The 21,913-nt window shown below is 65.2% G+C and carries 18 protein-coding genes; 10 read left to right on the forward strand and 8 right to left on the reverse strand.

All coding sequences use genetic code 11. From position 1 onward, the window contains the following. Positions 1-18: 18 nt before the first annotated feature. Together MTR65_RS14300 and gyrA are read right to left on the reverse strand one after the other, a co-directional pair. Positions 19-375, reverse strand: a complete 357-nt coding sequence (locus tag MTR65_RS14300; RefSeq protein ID WP_243801347.1) for a DUF952 domain-containing protein — start codon at positions 373-375, stop codon at positions 19-21. Further along, entirely contained in the window at positions 372-3,086 is a 2,715-nt protein-coding gene (gyrA, locus tag MTR65_RS14305; protein WP_419145050.1) for a DNA gyrase subunit A, read from the reverse strand. The genes MTR65_RS14300 and gyrA overlap by 4 nt, the downstream gene beginning before the upstream one ends. A gap of 424 nt (positions 3,087-3,510) precedes the next feature. Between gyrA and MTR65_RS14310 the strand changes: the two genes are divergently transcribed. Further along, on the forward strand, positions 3,511-4,827 hold the full coding sequence (locus tag MTR65_RS14310) for a hypothetical protein (RefSeq protein WP_243801352.1): 1,317 nt from the start codon (positions 3,511-3,513) through the stop codon (positions 4,825-4,827). A gap of 178 nt (positions 4,828-5,005) precedes the next feature. Here MTR65_RS14310 and MTR65_RS14315 read toward each other — a convergent pair whose 3' ends face one another. Further along, complete coding sequence (locus tag MTR65_RS14315; RefSeq protein WP_243801354.1) at positions 5,006-5,659, reverse strand: carbonic anhydrase; 654 nt, start codon at positions 5,657-5,659, stop codon at positions 5,006-5,008. A gap of 154 nt (positions 5,660-5,813) precedes the next feature. Here MTR65_RS14315 and lipA point away from each other — a divergent pair, with 154 nt between their 5' ends. Further along, on the forward strand, positions 5,814-6,749 hold the full coding sequence (gene lipA, locus MTR65_RS14320; protein ID WP_243801356.1) for a lipoyl synthase: 936 nt from the start codon (positions 5,814-5,816) through the stop codon (positions 6,747-6,749). An 81-nt stretch (positions 6,750-6,830) separates the two neighbouring features. Beyond that, positions 6,831-7,277 (forward strand): type II toxin-antitoxin system RatA family toxin, encoded by a 447-nt coding sequence (locus MTR65_RS14325; protein WP_226638470.1) that lies wholly within the window; start codon positions 6,831-6,833, stop codon positions 7,275-7,277. Positions 7,278-7,423: 146 nt separating this feature from the next. Here MTR65_RS14325 and MTR65_RS14330 read toward each other — a convergent pair whose 3' ends face one another. From MTR65_RS14330 to MTR65_RS14340, 3 genes are read right to left on the reverse strand one after another with little or no spacing between them, the layout of a single operon-like run. Next, the gene (locus tag MTR65_RS14330; RefSeq protein WP_226638471.1) at positions 7,424-7,924 is read right to left on the reverse strand and encodes a CinA family protein; all 501 of its coding nucleotides are present in this window, start codon (positions 7,922-7,924) and stop codon (positions 7,424-7,426) included. Between the two features lies 1 nt (position 7,925). Further along, complete coding sequence (locus tag MTR65_RS14335; RefSeq protein ID WP_243801359.1) at positions 7,926-8,519, reverse strand: hypothetical protein; 594 nt, start codon at positions 8,517-8,519, stop codon at positions 7,926-7,928. A gap of 27 nt (positions 8,520-8,546) precedes the next feature. Beyond that, a complete protein-coding gene (locus MTR65_RS14340; protein ID WP_243801360.1) occupies positions 8,547-9,731 on the reverse strand; it encodes a bifunctional 2-C-methyl-D-erythritol 4-phosphate cytidylyltransferase/2-C-methyl-D-erythritol 2,4-cyclodiphosphate synthase in 1,185 nt (394 codons plus the stop codon). A gap of 81 nt (positions 9,732-9,812) precedes the next feature. On the opposite strand from MTR65_RS14340, the gene dusB reads away from it, so the two are divergent. From dusB to hflX, 7 genes are all read left to right on the forward strand, one after another. Further along, positions 9,813-10,841: a tRNA dihydrouridine synthase DusB gene (gene dusB / locus MTR65_RS14345; protein WP_243801362.1), complete on the forward strand. Its 1,029-nt coding sequence runs from the start codon at positions 9,813-9,815 to the stop codon at positions 10,839-10,841. Beyond that, positions 10,838-11,962, forward strand: coding sequence for a two-component system sensor histidine kinase NtrB (locus tag MTR65_RS14350; RefSeq protein ID WP_243801364.1), 1,125 nt, complete (start codon positions 10,838-10,840; stop codon positions 11,960-11,962). Before dusB ends, MTR65_RS14350 begins: the two co-directional genes overlap by 4 nt. Further along, complete coding sequence (ntrC, locus tag MTR65_RS14355) at positions 11,962-13,383, forward strand: nitrogen regulation protein NR(I) (protein WP_419145051.1); 1,422 nt, start codon at positions 11,962-11,964, stop codon at positions 13,381-13,383. Before MTR65_RS14350 ends, ntrC begins: the two co-directional genes overlap by 1 nt. 124 nt (positions 13,384-13,507) lie before the next feature. Beyond that, positions 13,508-15,724, forward strand: a complete 2,217-nt coding sequence (locus MTR65_RS14360) for a sensor histidine kinase (RefSeq protein ID WP_243801366.1) — start codon at positions 13,508-13,510, stop codon at positions 15,722-15,724. 73 nt (positions 15,725-15,797) lie between these two features. Next, positions 15,798-17,195 carry a nitrogen assimilation response regulator NtrX gene (ntrX, locus tag MTR65_RS14365; protein WP_243801368.1) on the forward strand — a complete coding sequence of 466 codons (1,398 nt, stop codon included), beginning with the start codon at positions 15,798-15,800 and terminating at the stop codon, positions 17,193-17,195. A 143-nt stretch (positions 17,196-17,338) separates the two neighbouring features. After that, complete coding sequence (gene hfq, locus MTR65_RS14370; RefSeq protein ID WP_243801370.1) at positions 17,339-17,914, forward strand: RNA chaperone Hfq; 576 nt, start codon at positions 17,339-17,341, stop codon at positions 17,912-17,914. Between the two features lie 7 nt (positions 17,915-17,921). After that, positions 17,922-19,268: a GTPase HflX gene (gene hflX, locus MTR65_RS14375; protein ID WP_243801371.1), complete on the forward strand. Its 1,347-nt coding sequence runs from the start codon at positions 17,922-17,924 to the stop codon at positions 19,266-19,268. On the opposite strand, the gene mazG is transcribed toward hflX, so the two are convergent. Next, complete coding sequence (mazG, locus tag MTR65_RS14380) at positions 19,245-20,036, reverse strand: nucleoside triphosphate pyrophosphohydrolase (protein ID WP_243801373.1); 792 nt, start codon at positions 20,034-20,036, stop codon at positions 19,245-19,247. The genes hflX and mazG overlap by 24 nt on opposite strands. 55 nt (positions 20,037-20,091) lie before the next feature. Further along, the gene (locus tag MTR65_RS14385; RefSeq protein ID WP_243801375.1) at positions 20,092-21,840 is read right to left on the reverse strand and encodes an acyl-CoA dehydrogenase family protein; all 1,749 of its coding nucleotides are present in this window, start codon (positions 21,838-21,840) and stop codon (positions 20,092-20,094) included. Between the last annotated feature and the right edge of the window lie 73 nt (positions 21,841-21,913).

Below are 21,913 nucleotides of genomic sequence, written 5' to 3' on the forward strand. Positions count from 1 at the left end.
GCAAGGTGAGGTCGTCGGTCAGGCCGGAAGAATCAGCTCGCCATCCGGATCACGCGCCACTGGGGCGTGCGCCATCACGGCCGACATCGGCAGTTCGCCGTAGAGGTGGGGAAAAAGCGCACCACCGCGCGACACTTCCCAGCGAACGGCGCCTTCGAGCGTATCGAGATTGACCGCAACAAGGTGCAGATCGTCCTGTCCGGCGAAGTGCTTGACCAGCGTTTCATTCACCTGTCCGGCGTCGGACAGGTGAATGTAGCCATCGGCCAGGTCGATCGGCGCGCCCGTGAAGGCCTGGTCGCGCAGCAGCGTTTCCATCTGCGGCGCGGTCAGGATCTTGTAGGCGACGCCCGTGGTCGCAGGGCCGCTGTTCATGCCTCGCTGTCACCTTCGTCCGGAGCCTCGCCTTCAGGAGCTGGGGCATCGGTTGCCGGAGCTTCTGCACCGGCCTCGACGGCGATGTCCTCGATCTCCTCTTCGGCGGCTTCGTCGAGGCGCACCGCGCCCACGACCTGCTCGCCCTTGGAGACGTTGAAGAGGCGCACGCCAGCTGAGCCGCGCCCGATGACGCGCATGGTCTCGAGCGGAAGGCGGATCATCTTGGCCTGGTCGGTGATAAGCATGAGCTGCTGCTCGCGCGTCGCCGGGAAGCTGGCCACGACATCGCCATTGCGGGCGATGTTGTCGATGTTGGTGATGCCCTGGCCGCCACGGCCGGTGCGGCGGTATTCATACGCCGAGGACATCTTGCCGTAGCCGTTGGCGCAGACCGTGAGGATGAATTCCTCGCGTTCGGCCAGCTCGGCCTGGCGTTCCTCGGACAGCGAGCATGTGCCTTCGCGCTCACCCTTCCAGGGGGCGAACTTGAGGTACTCGTCGCGTTCTTCCGATTCGGTACCTACGCGGTGCAGGATCGAGAGCGAGATGACACGGTCGTCGTCCTTGAGGTTCATGCCGCGCACACCCGTCGAGGTGCGGCTCGTGAACTCGCGGACCTGGTCGCCGGCGAAGCGGATCGCCTTGCCCTTGCGGGTGGCCAGCAGCACGTCGTCGCTCGGATCGAGCAGGGCAACGCCGATCAGGTAGTCATCGCCCGGCGTGCCATCGGCGTTCGTATCGAACTTCATCGCGAACTTGCCGTTGGACGGAATGTTCGCGAAGGAATCCATTGCGTTGCGGCGCACGTTGCCCTTCGACGTGGCGAACACGACCGAGAGCTTGCCCCATTCCGCCTCGTCCTCGGGGAGGGCGAGGACGGTCTGGATCGTCTCGTCCTTGTCGAGGGCGGGTAGCATGTTGATGATCGGACGGCCACGGGTCGTCGGGCCACCTTCGGGCAGCTTGTAAACCTTGAGGCGGTAGACCTTGCCCGCGGTCGAGAAGAACAGCACCGGGTTGTGGGTGGAGGTGACGAACATCGTTGTCACCGCATCCGCGTCCTTGGTCGCCATCCCGGCGCGGCCCTTGCCGCCGCGGGCCTGGGCCCGGAACGTCGAGAGCGGAGTGCGCTTGATGTAACCGTCCATGGTGACGGTCACGACCATGTCCTCGCGCTCGATCAGGTCCTCGTCATCGATCCCGTCGAAGGCGGCGGTGATCTCGGACATGCGCGGCGTCGCGTAAGCGTCGCGCACGGCCTTCAGCTCGTCGCGCATGACGCCGTAGAGCTTTACGCGGTCGGCGAGGATCGAGAGGTATTCCTCGATCGCAGTGGCCAGTTCCTTGAGTTCGTCGCCGATCTCGTCGCGGCCGAGCGCGGTGAGGCGGTGCAGGCGCAGGTCGAGGATCGCGCGGACCTGGACTTCGGACAGGCGGTAGACACCGTCCGATTCCTCCGCGTTGGGCTCGATTGCCTCAACGAGGCGGATGTAGGGCGCGATGTCGCCGATCGGCCACTCACGCGCGAGCAGCTTGGTGCGGGCATCGGCCGGGTTGGACGAGCCGCGGATGATCTTGACCACTTCATCGAGGTTCGAGACCGCAACGACGAGGCCGAGCAAGATGTGCGCACGGTCGCGCGCCTTGTTCAGCTCGTACTTGGTGCGGCGGGTGATGACCTCTTCGCGGAAGTGGATGAAGGCCTGCAGGATGTCGCGCAGGCTCATGATCTCGGGGCGGCCGCCCCGGATTGCGAGCATGTTCGCCGCGAAGTTCGACTGCGCGGGCGTGTTGCGCCAGACCTGGTTGAGGACGACCTCGGGCGAGGCGTCGCGCTTGAGGTCGATGACCACGCGCACGCCTTCGCGGTTCGATTCGTCCCGGATGTCCGAGACGCCCTCGATGCGCTTGTCCTTGGCGGCCTCGGCGATCTTCTCGACCAGGTTGTTCTTGCCCACCTGATAGGGGATCGAGGTGAGGACGATCGAGCGGCGGTCGCCGCGCCCTTCCTCGATCTCGTGGCGGCAGCGCATCATGATCGAGCCGCGGCCCGTGGTATAGGCGTTGCGCGCGCCGCTCTTGCCCAGGATCAGCGGGGCGGTCGGGAAGTCAGGGCCCGGAATGATCTCGCACAGCTGTTCGTTGCTGGTGGTCGGATCGTCCATCAGCGCGAAGCAGCCGTCGATCACCTCGCCCAGGTTGTGCGGGGGAATGTTGGTGGCCATGCCGACCGCGATGCCGCCTGCGCCGTTGACGAGCAGGTTGGGGAAGCGGGCGGGAAGGACGGTCGGCTCGCTTTCCGAGCCATCGTAGTTGTCGGCAAAATCGACGGTGTTCTTGTCGATGTCCGAGAGGAGTTCGTTGGCGCTCTTGTCGAGGCGGGCCTCGGTGTAACGCATCGCGGCCGGCGGATCGGGGTCCATCGAGCCGAAGTTGCCCTGACCATCGACCAGAGGCAGGCGCATCGACCAGGGCTGCGTCAGGCGCGCAAGGGCATCGTAGATCGCGCTGTCGCCATGGGGGTGGTATTTACCCATGACGTCACCGACGATGCGGCTCGACTTGCGGTAGGGCTTGCCTGCGACGTAGCCGGCCTCCTGACACGCATAGAGGATGCGCCGGTGCACCGGCTTGAGGCCATCGCGTACGTCGGGAAGCGCGCGGCTCACGATCACGCTCATCGCGTAATCGAGATAGCTCGACTTCATCTCATCGACGATGTCGATACGAGCGTATTCGCCGTCGGGGCCGGTCGGGTCGAGGTTTTCGGTCTGTTCGCTCACGCGCTAATGTCGTCTTCTGCCAAGCATTCAGGAACGGATAGTCGGCTCTAGGGCAAGGATCGGGCGATTGCCACCACAAGCGTGCACATGGCGCCAATTCGAAGGTTCTTTTCCACAAATTCAAGGTGTGCCGTGCTGGCCGCGCGGCTTTGCGCGCACCCTTGCATGAGACGCCTGGGGAACATGCTGCGGCCAAGTGCATTCAATCCGCGTTAAGCCGTAAGCCTTTAGGTCGGCTGCAAGGTTGCCAACGGTGGAATTCATCGCCATCACGCGGCGGACTGTCGAATTTACCCGGGAGAGGCGCACGAAGCGCATCCCCGCAGTGCAAGAGGAGTAAGCCTGGATCATGGCTCGCAAATTCCTGATTTCCCGTGTGGCCCTTGCGGTCGCGCTCTCGAGCGGTCTTGCGGTTTCGGTGGCCCCGACGACCGCTCTCGCTGCCAAGAAGGACAAGGGGGGCTCGGCCGACTACTCGAAGGAGTTCGTCGCCGAATTCATTCCCATCCAGGAAGCCGACAAGAAGGCCCGCGCCGAACTGGGCGGAACCCCCAATGACCAGACGATGGCTGCGGCCGTTGCGGTGATGAACGCGGAACTGGGCGGCAACGCCAAGGCGGCCTACGAGAAGGCGGCCTCCGTGGCCACGACCCCGGACGACAAGAACGTCCTGGGTGACTTCATGCGCTTCTTCGCGATCATCTCGAAGGACAATGACCTCAAGATCAAGGCGCTCAAGATGCGTCTCGACAGCGGCAAGGTCGCGCCCGAGCAGATCGGCCCGGTCAACTACGACCTTGGCGTCACCTATTACCAGCAGAAGGACTTCGCGTCCGCCGCGCCGTACCTGAAGGCGGCGAAGGATGCCGGTTACCAGGACCCCAACAACCAGCTCGACCTGCTGCTGGCCGACACCTACAAGCGCTCGGGCAACCCCGAAGCGGCGCTCGCGATGGTCAAGGAAGACATTGCAGCAGCCCAGGCTGCGGGCCGTGCGCCGGCAGAGAGCTCGCTGCGCGCCGCGCTGCAGTCGGCCTATGACGCCAAGGACCTGGCGGCCTCGACCGAATATGCCGCGATGCTGGCCGAGAACTATCCCTCGCCCGACACCTGGTACATCTCGTCCTCGATCGTGCGCCAGCTCGCCAGCCTGCCCAAGCAGCAGAACCTCGATCTCATGCGCCTGATGTACGAAACGCAGGCCATGAAGGACAAGCGCGACTACCTCGAGTACCTCGAGAACGCCGACCCGCGCGGCTATCCGGGTGAAGCGCTCAAGATCATGAACCAGGGTCTTGCCAAGGGCGCGCTCGCGAGCGCTGATCTGGGCACCGAAAAGGCCGACACCGAAGCGCGCGTGAAGTCGGACAAGGCCTCGCTGCCCTCGCAGGAAGCCGAAGCGGCCAAGCCCGGCGCGACCCTCGCTACGCTGACCAACGCGGGCGATGTGTTCCTGAGCTACGACGAGAACGCCAAGGCCGAGACCTTCTACGCACGCGCTCTGGAAAAGCCGGGCGTCGATGCAAACACCGTCGCGCTGCGTCTGGGCATCGCGCAGGCCCGTCAGGGCAAGTACGCCGAAGCCGAGGCGACCCTTGCAAAGGTTGGCGGCGCCTCGAAGCCGGTTGCAGAGCTGTGGTCGGCTTACGCCGCCAGCAAGTCCTGATCGAGGGGTAAGGGCAGGGCTGCCGGACCTTCCGGTCGCCGCCCAGTCCTGCAGGAAACGAAAAAAGGAGGCGGTGGGCTCGGTGTCCATCGCCTCCTTTTTTGTGGCTAGGTGAATGGCGGGTTGTCGAGCGCGGGACAGGGTGCTGTCCTGCGCTCGACAGAATTGCCGGTGCCGATCAATCGGCGGGCTCGAATTCCTTCGTTTCCGGGTTCATCAGGTGCAGGATGCCGTCCGAGATGGCGAAGAACGAACCGCGCAGGGTGAGTTCGCCGCTCTCGACCTTGTCCTTGACCCAGGGGAAGGTCATCAGGTTCTCGAGACTGACGCGCACACCGGCGTGCTCCATCTCGATCTCGGCAGCGCGGCCACTGTCGCCATGGTCGGCAACAACCTTCTCGCGCGCCTCGTCGAGGAGCGAGATCCAGTCATCGACGAAGCCGCCCGCGCCCGGGGCATTGCCGCGCAGGCTCTGGCTGAGCGCGGCCTTGCAGCCGCCGCACATGCCATGGCCCATGACCAGCACTTCCTTGACCTTGAGCACCTGCACCGCGAATTCCAGCGCGGCGGAAACGCCGTGGTGGCCAGGCGTGGTCTCATAGGGCGGCACGAGGGCGGCGACGTTGCGGACCACGAAGATCTCGCCGGGATCGACGTCGAAGATCTGGCTGGGATCGACGCGGCTGTCGGAGCAGGAGATGACCATGACCTGCGGCTCCTGGCCGTCCTTGAGCTTCGCCCAGCGTTCACGGTTCTGACTCCATCCGGAGGACCGGAAGCGGCGGTATCCCTCCACGAGATCTTCGAGCACGGGGGACTTGGCTTCGCTCATTGAAAACTCCTTGGGATTATCTGGCAAACCATTGCGCTAGGTATAACGCAGTTTCTTCCGTTGCGTTTCGCCTGCACGACAAAGCACGATTGCGCGATCATTAGCGTGCATATTGGGGGTGGCAAGCGACGCCGGGAGGGACTATCTGGGCCCCATGAACGATCTTTCCTCCGCTCCCAAGCCCGAACGCAAGCGCAAACCCGACTGGATCCGCGTGAAGGCGCCGACCAGTCGCGGCTATGGGGAAACCCGCCAGTTGATGCGGGATCTCAGTCTCAACACGGTGTGCGAAGAGGCGGCGTGCCCCAACATCGGGGAATGCTGGGAAAAGAAGCACGCGACGGTGATGATCCTGGGCGACACGTGCACGCGCGCCTGCGCGTTCTGCAACGTGAAGACCGGTATGCCGGGCCGCGTCGATCCCGCCGAACCCGAGCATGTTGCCGAGCTGGCGCTGAAGACGGGCCTTGAACACATCGTCATCACCTCGGTTGACCGTGACGATCTTCCCGACGGCGGCGCGAACCAGTTCATCAAGGTGATCGAGGCGCTGCGCGCTGCAACCCCCAAGACCACCATCGAGATCCTGACCCCCGATTTCCGCGGCAAGATGCGCGCGGCCATCGAGGCGATCGCCACGGCCCGTCCCGACGTGTTCAACCACAATCTGGAAACGGTGCCCCGTCTCTATCCGACGATCCGCCCCGGCGCGCGGTACTATGCCTCGCTGCGCCTGCTCGAAGAGGTCAAGGCGCACGACCCCTCGATCTTCACCAAGTCGGGCATCATGCTGGGCCTGGGCGAAGGGCGTCTCGAAGTGCATCAGGTCATGGACGACATGCGCTGCGCGGACATCGACTTCCTGACCATGGGCCAGTACCTCCAGCCCACGCCCAAGCACGCCGAAGTCGCCGAGTTCGTGACCCCGCAGGCGTTCAAGTCCTATGGGGCCATCGCGCGTGCCAAGGGCTTCCTGCAGGTCGCCTCGACGCCGTTGACCCGTTCGAGCTACCATGCGGGCGATGACTTTGCCGAGATGCGCGCCGCGCGTGAAGCGCGTCTCGCTAAGGAACAGAAGAAAAAGCGCTAAGCTTCCGAGGCCCGCGGTCCCTGTCCAGAGCTGGGCAGGCGCGGGCACGGAACAGGCCCACGGAAAGCCCGTTACACCCAAATGCCCGGAATTCATGAAACCTACCGGCTCCCCTATAGCGCGGAGCAGATGTTCGATCTCGTGGCCGATGTCGGTCGCTACCAGGAGTTCCTGCCCTGGGTCGTGGCGACCCGTGTCCGTTCGGACAGTGACACCGAGATGGTCGCGGACATGCTCGTCGGCTTCAAGGCGCTGCGCGAGAAGTTCACTTCACGCGTCGAGAAGACCCGTCCGCGCGAGATCCGCGTTCACTATGTCGATGGGCCGATGAAGGACCTCGATAACGTCTGGACGTTCCATCCGGTCGACGAGACCAGCTGCGATGTCGAGTTCGATGTGCGCTTCTCGTTCCGCAACGCGCTGTTCGAGAAGCTGGCGGGCCAGTATTTCGACAAGGCCTTCCGCAAGATGGTGGCCGCGTTCGAGACGCGCGCGAGCGAGCTTTACGGCGCGCCCGCTGGAGGCTGACCTGGATGGCGGAGCGGAGTGGTTGCAATTTGTAACCACACCGCCCACGCCGCACTTAAAGTGGTTTCTAAAGAAAACCCCGCAGGCCTCCTGCGGGGTTTTCTTTTATTACCCTTGTCTTTCAAGGTCCTGAAATAAAGTAATTTTTAGGGGAGGAGGAGGTTGAGTGCCGTCAGCGCCGCCTGGTGGCGTACTGCCGCGCGGTCCTCGCCTTCGATGTGCTGCTGCTCGGCGTTGACCTCTTCGTCGCCGCGAAAGGCGCGGGCGAAGACGACGGTGCCGACCGGCTTCAACTCGGTGCCGCCGCCAGGGCCTGCAATGCCGCTGATCGCCACGGCCACGTCCGCGCGGCTCTGGCGCAGGGCACCTTGCGCCATGGCCCAGGCGGTGGCGGGCGAAACGGCGCCGAAGGCCTCGATCAGGTCGGGCTGGACGCCGAGCATTTCCTGCTTCGATTCGTTGGAATAGGTCACGAACCCGCGCTCGAGCACGGCCGAGGAGCCCGGCACTTCGGTCAGCGCCGCGCAGACAAGACCGCCGGTGCAGCTTTCGGCCACGGCAATGGTCCGGCCCAGTGCCTTGTTCTCGGTGATCACGCGTTCGGCGAGATCGAACAGGTCGGTCGGGAAGAGAAGCTGTTTACCCATGTCAGTCCTTGCAGATGGTCAGGCCGCCCAGCGCCTTCGAATTGGCGTTGCCTTGCCGGGCGATCGTCTCCGAGCGGGCCGCGACTTCGATGAAGAGCGCGATGAGCCCAGCGGTGTTCTGGGGCGGAAGCGGCGAGAGCAGGTCGATCGCAAAATCGATCTCCTCGCACGATTCCAGATGAATGGCCTGCGCGACGAGGCCTGAAACGGTCGCGTCGACGAGCGGCTTGAGCGTTTCGTCGGGAAGCTGTGCAGCGATTGCCCCCATGCCTTCGTCGCGCCCGCGGCTCAGCTTGAGGAAGGCCGAGCGGGCCTCGGGCCAGTACTGCTCACGCGGACCGGAGTAGCGCTGGACAATTTCCTGTCCATGGGTGGACAGGAAGGCGTCGGCAGGCAGCGCCTGGCGGCAGCGCCGCGCCGTCCCGTCGATCACCTGGGGGAGCGAATAAGTCAGGACCGAACGCGCTTCGCCGCGGGTCAGGCAGGCCTGCGCGGCCGCACTGGCGAGCGTTGGACACAAGGCGACACTGGCAGCAACTCCTGCGGCCAGTCCGCGGCGCGCATACTGTCGAGTGCGAGAAGCAAATCGGGTCACCAGACGTCTCCTTGAAAAGCCCTTGGTTCAGACCCGCACGAGGCTGACGGCGGCCTGCGCGGCAATGCCTTCGCGGCGGCCGGTAAAGCCCAGCTTCTCGCTGGTGGTCGCCTTGACGCTGACAAGCTGCGGGTCGACGCCCAGAATCTCGGCCAGACGCGCGCGCATCGCGTCGCGGTGAGGGCCGATCTTGGGCGCCTCGCAGATGATTGTCACGTCCGCATTGCCGAGCGTGTAGCCCGCTTGCGCCACGAGCGAGGCGGCGTGGGCGAGAAAGCGGTCCGAGGACGCGCCCTTCCAGCGCGCGTCGCTGGGTGGAAAGTGCTGCCCGATATCGCCCGCCGCAATCGCGCCGAGCAGTGCATCGACGAGCGCGTGGATGGCCACGTCAGCATCGCTGTGGCCCGCCAGGCCGTGGGTGTGCTCGATCTTGACGCCGCACAGCCACAGGTCTTCGCCTTCTTCCAGCTGGTGGACGTCGAACCCGGTGCCCACGCGCATGGGCGGGGCGGCGGGAGTGAAGTCGTGGCTGTAGGTCAACTTGTGCAGGGCTTCGTCTCCTTCGACGAGGGCAATGTCGCAGCCCCAGGCCTGGGCAACCTGGGCGTCATCTCCGGCGCTGGCGGGGCCGTCCCAGACGCGGTGGGCGTCGAGGATTTCGGCGAATCGGAAGGCTTGCGGGGTCTGGACCCGCCTCAGGTCCTCGCGCCGCGCGCTTGCGCCCATGCGCGGCCCATGCGCGCCCGGCTCGGCGTGGGCAAGGCTGTCGACCACCGGGAGGACCGGGATTGCGCCCTTGTGGTGCTCCAGTGCGGTGAGCAGCCGTGCAATCACCGCTTGGGGCAGGATCGGCCGCGCGGCATCGTGGATCAGGACATGCTCGGGCTGCGAACCGGCCAGCACTTCAAGGCCAAGGCGCACCGATTCCTGGCGGGTCTCGCCGCCTGCTGTAAATATCACCCCGGCGATGCCGGAAAGCGCCTCACGTGCGACAGGCCCCGCGTTTTCGGGGATCACGACGCAGATCGGAGCGATCCCTGCGGCGGCCAGAGACACCACCGAGTGGCGCAGGACCGGCTTGCCACGCCAGTTCGCGAACTGCTTGGGAAGGGGCTGTCCGGCGCGCAAACCCTTGCCTGCAGCCACCACGACGGCGGCGGCTCTGGGTGTGTCGGATATGGCGCGGGGGGAAGTCGAAGTGCTCTGCGTCATCGCGATTGCGGGTAATCGCTTGCTGCGGCGAGGGCAATCCACTATGCGCCTGCCTGTTTTTTAGGCAGTACTGCACAAGATATGACTCGACACGACACTCACCTGCCGGCCGCGCCCGCGCTCAAGCCCATCGACATCGGTCCCGTGCGTATCGACTGTCCCGTCGTGCTCGCGCCCATGACGGGGGTTTCCGACCTTCCGTTCCGCAAGATGGTGCGCAGCTTCGGCTCCGGTCTCAACGTGACCGAGATGATCGCCAGCCCCGCGGCGATTCGCGAAACGCGCGTTTCGGTGCAGAAGGCGATGTGGGATCCGTGCGAGGATCCGGTCGCGATGCAGCTCGTCGGCTGCGAGCCCGAGCAGATGGGCGAGGCGGCCAAGCTGGTCGAGGATCGCGGCGCGGCGATCATCGACATCAACATGGGCTGCCCGGTGCGCAAGGTCGTGAACGGCGATGCGGGTTCGGCGCTGATGCGCGACGTGCCGCTGGCGACGCGCCTGATCGAGGCGACGGTCAAGGCGGTCAAGGTCCCGGTCACGGTCAAGATGCGCATGGGTTGGTGCCATGACAGCCTCAACGCCCCTGAACTTGCGCGTATTGCCGAGGATCTGGGTGCCCGCATGATCACCGTCCACGGGCGCACCCGCAACCAGATGTACAAGGGCAGCGCGGACTGGAGCTTCGTGCGCAAGGTCAAGGATGCGGTCTCGATCCCTGTCATCGTCAACGGCGACATCTGCGGTATCGAGGACGCGGCAAACGCTCTGGAGCAGTCGGGTGCGGACGGCCTGATGGTCGGGCGCGGCGCTTACGGCAAGCCCTGGATCCTCTCGCAGATCATGCAGTGGTGGTGCGGGCAGGAAGTCGCTGCCGAGCCCGATTTCGGCGCGCAGTACGCGATCATCCGCGAACACTACGAAGCGATGCTGGAGCACTACGGGCGCGATACCGGCGTCAAGATGGCCCGCAAGCATCTGGGCTGGTACGTCAAGGGCATCAAGGGCTCGGCCGAGTTCCGCAACCGAGCGAACTTCATCGACGATCCCGACGAAGTGCTGCGCGCGCTGGCCGAGTTCTACGCCCCCTATCGCGAGGCGCAGGCCGCATGAGCGAGGCGGCGGGCATCACCTTGCCCGAAGCCGACCGCGTGCTGGCCAGCCTCCCGCAGGCGGTCGTACTGCTTGAGCCGGGCTTGCGCATCGCCTCGGTCAATCCGGCGGCTGAACAGTTCTTCGGCCAGTCGCTGCGGCGTCTGGTGGGGGTAGGCCTGCGCGAGCTGCTTGATGTGGCGAGCCCGCGCGTGCTGGACCGTCTGGACGACTATGAGACACCGGTCTCGGCGCGCGAACTGGCGGTGCAGGTCAAGGGCATGGGCATGCGCCGGATCGACCTCAACGTCGCGCCGGTCGCCGATCATCCGCGCTGGCAGATCCTGACGATCCACGATCACACGACGGCGGACGCCTTGGGCGACGATTCGGGTGGTTTCGATGCCGCCGCTCTGCGCGGGCCCGAGATCATGGCGCACGAGATCAAGAACCCGCTCGCCGGGATCCGCGGAGCGGCGCAGCTTCTGGCGCGTCAGGTCGATGAAAAGGGCTACGCGCTCACCCATCTCATCACCAGCGAGGTGGACCGTATCGCCGATCTTATCGGGCGCATGCAGGACCTCAGCCGTCAGACGGCCCCCGCCATGGCGCCGTGCAATCTGCACGAGGCCGCACGCCGCGCCATTGATGTGATCCACGCCGGCCGCGCCGAGCACCCGGAATACTGTACCATCCGCGAGGAGTTCGATCCTTCGCTGCCCCCGGTCCAGGGAAGCGCCGACGCTCTGGTGCAGGTCATCATCAACCTGTTGTCGAACGCGATGGAAGCCAGCCTTTCGCAAGCCGTGCCGCGCGTCATGGTGCGCACCCGCTTTGCCAGCGGGCTGCAGCTGCACACTACCGAGGACGGCAAGCCGCTGCGCCTGCCGGTCGAGCTGCGCGTGACCGACAATGGTGAAGGCGTGGCGCCGAACCTTCGCGAGCATATCTTCGAGCCCTTCGTCACCAGCAAGAAATCGGGACAGGGGCTGGGGCTGCCGCTCGTGCGCAAGCTGGTGCGCGAGATGAACGGGCGCATCACGCACGAGCGCGACGACGTGAAGGGGCTTACGCACTTTCGCGTTCACTTGCCGCTTGCGAAGGAAACACGAAAGATACTCTTGGGAGGGAGGCCATCGTGATCGAAGTCCTGTTGGTCGAGGACGACCCCTCGATCGCGCTTGTCATCGATGCGGCACTGGTCGCCGAAGGCGCGAACGTGACGCATGTCGAGACACTCGCCGAGCGCGACCGGCTTTTGCAGCAGCAGCGTTTCAATGCGCTGGTGACCGACGTCATGCTGCCCGATGGGGACGGGATCGAGACCCTGGGGGTGGTGCGAACGCTGTGCCCCGAGATGCCGATCGTGATCCTTTCGGCGCAGAACACGCTTGATACCGCTGTGCGCGCGACCGACACCGGAGCCTTCGAGTACTTTCCCAAGCCCTTTGACATCGACGAACTGGCGCGCACGGTGTGCCAGGCGGCGGGCAACGCGGGCGGTGGAGATGCCCTCGAGGATGAGGACATCGTCGAGGATGGCCTGCCGCTGGTGGGCCGCAGCCCGGCGATGCAGTCGGTCTTCCGCATGATCACGCGCGTCCTGCGCAACGATCTCACCGTGCTGATCCTGGGCGAATCGGGAACGGGCAAGGAACTGGTGGCCGAGGCGATCCACCAGCTCGGCAACCGCCGGGCCGGGCCGTTCATCGCGGTCAACACGGCCGCGATCCCGGCCGAGTTGATCGAAAGCGAGCTGTTCGGGCACGAGAAGGGCGCCTTTACCGGTGCGGTCGCGCGCCATGTCGGGAAGTTCGAGCAGGCGGCGGGCGGCACGCTGTTCCTCGACGAGATCGGCGATATGCCGATGCAGGCGCAGACGCGTCTTCTGCGCGCGCTCCAGTCGGGCACGATCCGCCGCGTGGGCGGGCAGGAAGACATCCGTCTCGACGTGCGCATCGTGGCGGCCACCAACAAGTCGCTCGAACCCGAGATCGCGGCCGGACGCTTTCGCGAGGATCTGTTCTACCGCCTCAACGTGGTGCCCATTCACATGCCGCCCCTGCGCGAGCGGCGCGATGATATCGAGGTGCTGGCCCGCCATTTCCTCCAGCAGGCCGCAGGCGAGGGTCTGCCGCGGCGCCAGCTGACCCCGGCGGCCTCGCGTCTGCTGGGCGAGCAGGCCTGGCCGGGCAACGTGCGCGAGCTCAAGAACTTCATCTACCGGCTCACCCTGCTGGCGCGTGAGGACATGATCGACGTGGAGGTCGTTGTCCCGCTGCTGCGCCAGGCGGCCAGCGCCGAGCCTGCCCCTGAAAGCGGTCCGGAAAGGTCCGATATCGAGACGGCCATTGTCCAGTGGCTGGAAAGCGCGCAGCCCGCCTCGGGGACGATCTACGCCTCGGCGCTTGCGGCGCTGGAGCGTCCGCTCTTCGCCTCGATCCTGCGCCAGACTGCGGGAAACCAGCTGCGCGCGGCGCAGGCCCTGGGGATCAACCGCAATACCTTGCGCAAGCGCTTGAGCGAACTGGCGCTTGACCCGGAGGAATTCGCCCGGCGTTAATCTTCATGGGGGCAGACGGCGATGCGGGCACGGCGTCGTCTCGCCGATATGTGCCTGCAACCGAACGCACGACGCAGATTTGGAACTTGCGCTGGCGCAACAGGGGTGTTGTATAGGTGCAACGATGAGTGCAGTACCCGCGACACGACGAAACTGGCCACGGTGGTGGAGGCGATTCCAGATCGCTGCGCGCCGAGCCAACATCTTCGCGGTGATCGCCGCGCTGTGCGTGGTCGCCTTCGTGGTCATGAGTTCGATCACCTGGATCAGCCTCAATTCGGGGTGGGATGCGGCGCGGCCCATTCCCTCCAATCTCACGGCGACACTTCTGGTCGGCATGCTGGTGCCTGCGATGGCGCTGATCGTGCTTCTGGGGCGCTACATAGCCCTGCAACGCGCGGCGGAGAGTATCGGCGGCACCGGGCAGATGCACGTGCGCCTGGTGTTCATTTTTTCGCTCATCTCGGCGATACCGACGCTGCTGGTGGTGGTCTTCGCGTCGTGGCTGTTCCAGTCGGGTGTCGAGTTCTGGTTTTCCGACAACTCGCGCGGTCTCCTCGAAAACGCGAACAAGCTGGCACGGGGGTACTACGAACAGACGGTGCGTGACGTGGGTTACGAGTCTGCGGCGATGGCGCAGGATTCGCGTGTCACCCTCGAAAGCCATCCTGTCGTCAGTCCGACTTTCCAGCGTTTCCTCGCCGAGCAGGTCCTGCTCCGCAATCTGTCGGTTGCGGCAGTCATCCAGATCGACTCCAATGGGGAGCAGCGCACCCCGATCATCGTTGATCCGGACAACAAGTCCGAGAACAACCGTCTGAGCAAGGAAATGCTCGAACGCCTCGACAAGGGCGAACCCTATGTCGCGGAATCGAAGAACAACCGCATCGTTGCGGGCGCACCGATCGAGCGCCAGTCGGGTGTCTACCTGCTGGTCGCGCGCACCAATGACCTTGTTTCCCTCAGTCAGGGGCAGCGCGCCGAGAACATCGTGCAGGCTTACGAGGTCCTGACCAGCCGTGCGCGGATCATGCAGCTGCAGTTCAACGTCGCGCTGTTCGTCGGTTCTCTGGCGCTGGTCGGGCTCTCGGTCTGGTTCGCGCTGCGCTTTGCAGACCGGCAGGTGCAACCTCTCTACGAACTGGTCGAGGCGGCACGCCGTGTGGGGGCGGGCAACTACTCGCTTCAGCTCGAAGGGCGTACCGGAACCGACGAGATCGGCCTTCTCAACCGCGCCTTCAACCGCATGACCGCGCAGATCGACAAGCAGACGCAGGCGCTTCTGGGCGCCAACCGCCAGCTTCACGAACGCCGCTTGTTCATCGAAGCCGTTCTGGAATCGGTGACTTCGGGCATCATTTCGCTCGACGAGAAGGGCTGCATTCTCCTGATGAACAGCTCCGCGCTCAAGCTCACCAATCAGGACGACGTGCCCGAGGGCATGCCGATTGCCGAGCTGGCCCCGGCCATTGCGACCATGATCGAGAGCGATGATCGCAGCGGCATTGTCCAATACAGCCGCGGCGGCGAACTCCTGACCCTTGCCGTGAAGACGAGCCGCGATGCGACCGGCCACGTCATCACCTTCGAGGACATCACGCGCCAGCTGGTCGACCAGCGCACGGCGGCCTGGTCGGACGTCGCGCGCCGTATTGCGCACGAGATCAAGAACCCGCTCACCCCGATCCAGCTGGCGACCGAGCGTCTCAGCCGCCGTTACCGCAAGCAGATCACCGACAACCCGGAGCTTTTCGAGGACCTCACCGCCACGATCATCCGGCAGGTCGGCGACCTGCGCCGGATGGTCGACGAGTTCTCCTCGTTCGCCCGGCTGCCCAAGCCCGTGTTTCGCGCAGAAGACCCCGTGGCGCTCACCCGCCAGGCCCTGTTCCTTCAAGAAGTCGCTCGCCCCGACGTCGACTTCACCTTCGCCGCCGAGGACGAGATCGGCACCATCGATTGCGACCGCCACCAGTTCGGCCAGGCCATGACCAACGTCCTCAAGAACGCGGTCGAGGCCACCGAGACCAAGGCGCGCGAAGCCGGTGAGGACTACAAGGGGCGGATTGCGGTGGACATTGCCGCCAGCGAGGACTGCATCCAGGTGCGTATCGCCGACAACGGTATTGGTCTCTCACAGGCACGCGAACGGATCATTGAACCTTACGTTACCACCCGCGAAAAGGGCACCGGCCTTGGCCTCGCGATCGTCAACAAGATCGTCGAGGAACATGGCGGCGACATGACCTTTACCCCCGCGGAGGGCGGCGGAACCGTGGTGACAATGCGCTTCGCAGCGGACCCGCTGCTGCGCCAGCGCAAGCAGGAGGCTGCTGAATGAGGGTGGCCATGCGGGAACACAGGCGCCTCGCGCTTGCTTGGAATGACACGAGAAACAAGAAGAAGACTGGGCCATGGCATTGGAAATCCTGATTGTTGACGACGAGCGTGATATTCGTGAGCTCGTTGCCGGGGTTCTGAGCGACGAGGGGTACGATTGCCGCACGGCAGGGGACAGCACCCAGGCGCTCGAGGAAATCGACAAGCGCCGTCCCTCGCTGGTGCTCCTTGACGTGTGGCTGCACGGAAGCCGCCTTGACGGGCTCGAGGTGCTCGATGCGATCAAGGCGCGCGAGCCCGAACTGCCGGTCATCATCTTCTCAGGGCACGGCAATATCGACACCGCTGTGGCGGCCATCGGGCGCGGTGCGGTCGATTTCATCGAAAAGCCCTTTGAGGCCGAACGGCTGATCCACCTCGTCGGCAAGGCAACCGAAACCGAACGCCTGCGCCGCGAGAACGCGCAGCTGCGCCAGGACTTCTCGACCGGAGAGGAGTTCACCGGTTCGAGTGCCTCGATCAACCAGGTGCGCGCGACCCTGAAGCGTGTGGCCAACACCGGCAGCCGCCTGTTGATCACGGGGGCCGCCGGTTCGGGCAAGGAAGTGGCCGCGCGGCTCCTCCACGCCTGGAGCCCGCGCGCGGACAAGGCCTTCGTCAGTGTCAACTCGGCGCGCATCACGCCCGAGCGCTTCGAACAGGAGCTGTTCGGGGAGGAAGCCGAAGGCGCACTGGTGCGTCCGGGCCTTCTGGAAACCGCCGATGGCGGCACGCTCTACCTCGATGAAGTGGCGGACATGCCGCTGTCGACCCAGGCCCGGATCCTGCGCGTGCTGACCGATCAGGCCTTCGTGCGCGTGGGCGGGACGCGCCAGATCCGCGTCGACGTGCGCGTGGTGTCCTCGACCTCACGCGACCTTGAGAAGGAAATTTCCGAGCGGCGCTTCCGAGAGGACCTGTTCTACCGCCTCAATGTCGTCCCCGTGGCCATCCCGGCGCTGCGCGAACGGCGTGACGACATTCCCGCGCTCGTCGATCATTTCTTCGCGCGGTACGCCAACGAGCAGGGCGTCGCGCCGCCGCAGGTGTCGCCCGAGGCCATGACCGCGCTCCAGGCCTACGAGTGGCCCGGCAACGTGCGCCAGCTGCGCAACGTGGTCGAGCGCACGGTCATCATGGCCCCGCGCGAGAAGCTGGACCGGATCGAGCCCGACATGTTGCCCCCGGAAATCTTCAACGCCCGGGGCGGCGGCGATGGCGGCGTGGCGGTGATGATGAGCGCGCCGCTTCGCGAGGCGCGTGAGAGCTTCGAGCGTGAGTACCTGCGCGTTCAGATTCGGCGGTTTTCCGGGAATATCTCGAAGACCGCCTCGTTCATCGGCATGGAGCGATCGGCGCTGCACCGCAAGCTCAAGCTGCTCGGCATGTCCGAGCGCAAGGAGGAGGAAACCCCCGGCGAAGGCGAGGGGTGAGACACGCGTAAGGCAAACGACATAACTTTCGGATTTACTGCATTGCAGCAAGCGGGTAATTTCGATTCGCTTACGGCATGATCCGGGATGGGCATGCCAGATCGCGGACCGCATCAGCGGCCGCCAAAAAGAAGGAGAATACAATGGCTGGTCGAACGCTTTCCGCGAGGCCGAGAGCGAGCGCCACCACGGAGGCTGCGGACACCAAGCCCGCAGCAACTCCGGCGCAAACTGCACCTGCATCCGGTAAGGGCCAGAACCTTCAGGATCAGTTCCTCAACCTCCTGCGCAAGAACAAGACCCCCGTGACCATGTTCCTGGTCAAGGGCGTCAAGCTGCAGGGTATCGTTACCTGGTTCGACAACTTCTCGATCCTGCTGCGCCGCGATGGGCAGTCGCAGCTGGTCTACAAGCACGCCATTTCGACGATCATGCCCTCGACGCCCGTCGATGCGGCCCAGTTCAACAGCGGCGAGGGTTCCAAGAAGACCCGCGCGCTTCAGGACGTCTTCCTCTCCAGCATCCGCAGCGCCGGCGTGCAGGTGACGATGTTCCTCATCAACGGCGTCATGCTTCAGGGCCGGGTTGCGGCCTATGACCTGTTCTGCATGCTGCTCGAACGCGAAGGCTATGTGCAGCTTGCCTACAAGCACGCGGTTTCGACGATCCAGCCGGTGACCCCGGTGGACCTGCAGAGCCACGAAGAAGCGGAAGACTGATTCCAGCTTGGACGACGAACTGAAAGGAGAGGTCACGCGCGGCGCGCGTGCCCTCGTCGTATATCCGCACATGCGCGGCAACCGGGGCAGCGCCGATCTGGACCCGGAAGCCCGCCTCGAAGAAGCCAAGGGGCTCGCACTCGCGATCGGCCTCGTGATCGCCGATGGCCAGATCATCCCGATTCGCGAGCCGCGCGCGGGCACGCTGTTCGGGGAAGGTCAGATCGAGAATATCTCGGTCGCCTGTAACCTCCACGAGGCCGAGCTGGTGGTGGTGGACGGATCGCTCACCGCCATCCAGCAGCGCAACCTCGAAGAAAAGCTCAAGCGCAAGGTCATCGACCGCACCGGCCTCATCCTCGAGATCTTCGGGGAGCGCGCGGCGACCGCCGAAGGCCGCCTGCAGGTCGAGCTGGCCCACCTCGATTACCAGGCCGGGCGCCTGGTGCGCAGCTGGACCCACCTGGAACGTCAGCGCGGTGGCTTCGGCTTTCTTGGCGGTCCGGGCGAGACCCAGATCGAGGCCGATCGCCGGATGATCCGCGACCGGATGGGGCGCCTGCGCCGCGAGCTGGAGCAGGTGCGCCGTACGCGCGGGCTTCATCGGGACCGGCGCGAGAAAGCTCCCTGGCCGATCGTCGCGCTGGTGGGCTACACCAACGCGGGCAAGTCGACCCTGTTCAACCGCCTGACGGGCGCGGACGTGATGGCGCAGGACCTCCTGTTCGCCACGCTCGATCCTACCATGCGCGCGGTACGTCTGCCGGGCGTGGAAAAGGCGATCCTGTCGGATACCGTGGGCTTCATCTCCGATCTTCCCACCCAGCTCGTCGCGGCTTTCCGCGCCACGCTGGAGGAAGTGACGGCGGCCGACGTGATCCTGCACGTGCGCGACATTGCCAACCCCGACACCGAATCGCAGAAGCGCCAGGTGCTTTCGGTCCTCTCGGATCTGGGCGTCATCCCGCGCGAGGACGATGAGGAAGAGCCGGGCGAGGAACCCACGATCCCGATCATCGAGGTCTGGAACAAGTGGGATCTGCTCACGCCTGAGCGGGCCGAGGAACTGCACGAGGTTATCGACTACCGTTCGGACGAGACGATCATTCCACTCTCGGCGGTCACGGGCGAGGGCTGCGAACATCTGCTCGATGTCGTCGGCCATGGCCTCAACGCCGATGCCAAGGTGTACACTTTCGTGCTTCCGGCAGCCGATGGACAGCGGCTCGCGTTCCTGCACGCGCGGGGCGAAGTGCTCTCCGAAGTTGCGGATGGCGAGGACGAAAACGGTCCCCGCATCCGCATCGAAGTGCGCCTTGCCGAGCGTGAACTAGGCCGTTTTCGCGCGCTCTGACGCCTTCACCGCCTGCCAGAGCGCTTCCTGCGCGTCGAGATCGAGGTCGGCAAAGACCTCGTCTCGCTGGCTGGCGAGGGCTTCCATGCCCCGAAAGCGCCGTTCGAACTTGGCGTTCGCGGCGCGAAGCGCGTCCTCGGGCGCGATCCCGTTGAGGCGCACCAGGTTAACCGCGGCAAATAGCAGGTCGCCCGCTTCCTCCAGCTTTTCCGCATCCGAAGCCTCGGCGAGTTCGACGAGTTCTTCGCGGACCTTGTCTTCCGCGCCGCTCGGATCGGGCCAGTCGAAGCCGACACGCGCCGCGCGCTTCTGCAGTTTTTCTGCGCGCATGAGCGCGGGAAGGGCGCCCGCAACGCCATCGACCGCGCTCGTCTCGCCCTTGGCCGCGCGTTCTTGTGCCTTCAGCTTTTCCCAGCGCTCGGTCTGGCCGGTTTCCGTATCGCCCTCACCGAAGATGTGCGGGTGGCGCGCTTCCAGCTTGTTCGAGATCGCGGCGGCGACGTCGGCAAAGGCGAAGGCATCCTGTTCCTCAGCCATGCGGGCGTGGAAGACGACCTGGAGAAGCAAGTCACCCAGTTCCTCGCGCAGAGCCGGGAGATCCGCGCGCTCGATGGCGTCCGCGACCTCGTAGGCTTCCTCGATGGTGTAGGGCGCGATCGAGGCGAAGTCCTGCGCCCGGTCCCATTCGCACCCGTTCACCGGATCGCGCAAGGTGGCCATGATGGAGAGCAGGCGGTCGATCTGGTCGTGACGGGAAGCGGCGGTCATGGCTGTCCTTGCGCAGACGGAAAAGGGGAGGCGGCGGTGCGCCTCCCTCTAGCGCTCAGAACAGCTCGGCGTCCATGGTCATGATGGTTTCCGGGCCCGCCTCGATCTGCGTGGCAAGCGCGTGGACCTGCGGCAACATGCGCGCGAAGAAGTAGCCCGCGACGGCGCGCGTCTTGCGCGCAATGGCGCTGTCCTCGCCCTCGCACGCACGGACCATGCGGACCCACATCCAGCCCAGCGATACGAGCGCGACAAGTCGCAAGGTGTCGGTGGCCGCAGCGCCCAGCGCCTCGACATCGCCCTTCTGCGCGACGAGGGCCTGCGTAATCCGGCGCAGCGGGACAAGCGCCTCTGTGAGCTGCGCCGCGAATGGCGATCCGTCCGCGGCGGCCAGATCGCTTTCCACCAGGGTGAGAAAACGCGCCATCAGATCGCCGTTCTCCATCGGGAGCTTGCGGCCAACCAGGTCCATGGCCTGGACCCCGTTGGTGCCCTCGTAGATCTGCGTGATGCGCGCATCGCGCACGAACTGCTCCATGCCCCATTCGTGAATGTAGCCGTGCCCGCCAAAGACCTGCTGGGCCTTGACCGCCGTCTCGAAGCCCATGTCGGTGAAGGCGGCCTTGATGACGGGGGTCATCAGGAGGACCATGCCATTGGCCTGGCTGCGCACTTCGGGATCGGGGTGGCGTGCGGCGATGTCCATCTGCATCGCGGTCCACACCGCCAGCGCGCGGCCTGCGTCAAGGAAGGCGCGGCCCTCCAGCAGCATCTTGCGCACGTCGGCGTGTTCGATGATCGGCACCGGTGCGCGGGTGTTGTCCGAGGAGCGGCCCTGCAGGCGCTCGCGTGCATAGTTTGCGGCCTTCTGGTGCGCCGCCTCGGCAATGCCCAGCCCCTGGATCCCGACGAAAAGCCGTTCGTTGTTCATCATCGTGAACATGGCTTTGAGCCCGCGTCCCGGCTCGCCCACCAGCCAGCCGATCGCCTCATCGTAGTTCATCACGCAGGTCGGCTGCGCGTGGATGCCCATCTTGTGCTCGAGCGCGCCGACCGACATCGTGTTGCGGGCGCCAAGGCCGCCGTCCTCGGCGGGCAGGAACTTGGGCACGAGGAACATCGAGATGCCCTTCACGCCAGCCGGCGAATCGGGAAGGCGGGCCAGCACCAGGTGGACAATGTTGTTGCCAAAGTCCTGATCGCCTGAGGAAATGAAGATCTTGGTGCCGGTGACCTTGTAGGTCCCATCGCCGACCGGCTCGGCGCGGGCGCGCAGGAGGCCAAGGTCGGTGCCGGCATTGGCTTCGGTCAGCGCCATCGCGCCGCAGGTCTCACCGGTGACGAGCCCTGTCAGCCATTGGGCCTTGAGTTCCTCGCTGCCATGGTGTTCGAGCGCTTCGGCCGCTCCACTGGTCAGGCCGGGGAACAGGCCGAAGGAGACGTTCGCGCCGCTCACCATTTCGTCGAGGAGGATCTGGAGCGTGCGCGGGAGGCCCTGGCCGCCGAACTCGGGATTTCCGGAGAGGCCGACCCAGCCCGCCTCGACGAAATCGCGGTAGGCTTGGGGGAAGCCTTCGGGCGTGGTGACCTTGCCATCTTCAAGCGCTGCGCCCTGTTCGTCGCCGGGCAGGTTGAGCGGGGCGAGTTTCTCCGCGGCAAAACGAGCCGCTTCGCTCAGGACTTCGCCCGCGAATTCGGCCGAGACATCCTCGCAGCCGGGCAGGGTGGCGATCTGGCCATCGAAGTCGAGCACCTGCGTGAGCAGGAAGCGCATATCGTCCACGGGCGGCGTGAAGCTGGTCATCGCGCAAACATCCTTTCCAAACCGGGTTCGAGGGTCTCGCCCTCCTGTTGCGCGATCCTATGTACCAAACAGT

Origin of the sequence: Novosphingobium mangrovi (assembly GCF_022818885.1) — a bacterium.
GTDB classification, from domain to species: domain Bacteria; phylum Pseudomonadota; class Alphaproteobacteria; order Sphingomonadales; family Sphingomonadaceae; genus Novosphingobium; species Novosphingobium mangrovi.

Coding starts and splice junctions, on each gene's coding strand:
- lipA (WP_243801356.1), top strand. CDS start 5,814: ATGAACGATCTTTCCTCCGCTCCCAAGCCCGAACGCAAGCGCAAACCC.
- MTR65_RS14385 (WP_243801375.1), bottom strand. CDS start 21,840: ATGACCAGCTTCACGCCGCCCGTGGACGATATGCGCTTCCTGCTCACG.
- MTR65_RS14300 (WP_243801347.1), bottom strand. CDS start 375: ATGAACAGCGGCCCTGCGACCACGGGCGTCGCCTACAAGATCCTGACC.
- MTR65_RS14310 (WP_243801352.1), top strand. CDS start 3,511: ATGGCTCGCAAATTCCTGATTTCCCGTGTGGCCCTTGCGGTCGCGCTC.
- hfq (WP_243801370.1), top strand. CDS start 17,339: ATGGCTGGTCGAACGCTTTCCGCGAGGCCGAGAGCGAGCGCCACCACG.
- MTR65_RS14340 (WP_243801360.1), bottom strand. CDS start 9,731: ATGACGCAGAGCACTTCGACTTCCCCCCGCGCCATATCCGACACACCC.
- MTR65_RS14315 (WP_243801354.1), bottom strand. CDS start 5,659: ATGAGCGAAGCCAAGTCCCCCGTGCTCGAAGATCTCGTGGAGGGATAC.
- mazG (WP_243801373.1), bottom strand. CDS start 20,036: ATGACCGCCGCTTCCCGTCACGACCAGATCGACCGCCTGCTCTCCATC.
- MTR65_RS14350 (WP_243801364.1), top strand. CDS start 10,838: ATGAGCGAGGCGGCGGGCATCACCTTGCCCGAAGCCGACCGCGTGCTG.
- MTR65_RS14360 (WP_243801366.1), top strand. CDS start 13,508: ATGAGTGCAGTACCCGCGACACGACGAAACTGGCCACGGTGGTGGAGG.
- MTR65_RS14330 (WP_226638471.1), bottom strand. CDS start 7,924: ATGGGTAAACAGCTTCTCTTCCCGACCGACCTGTTCGATCTCGCCGAA.
- ntrX (WP_243801368.1), top strand. CDS start 15,798: ATGGCATTGGAAATCCTGATTGTTGACGACGAGCGTGATATTCGTGAG.
- MTR65_RS14325 (WP_226638470.1), top strand. CDS start 6,831: ATGCCCGGAATTCATGAAACCTACCGGCTCCCCTATAGCGCGGAGCAG.
- gyrA (WP_419145050.1), bottom strand. CDS start 3,086: ATGAAGTCGAGCTATCTCGATTACGCGATGAGCGTGATCGTGAGCCGC.
- dusB (WP_243801362.1), top strand. CDS start 9,813: ATGACTCGACACGACACTCACCTGCCGGCCGCGCCCGCGCTCAAGCCC.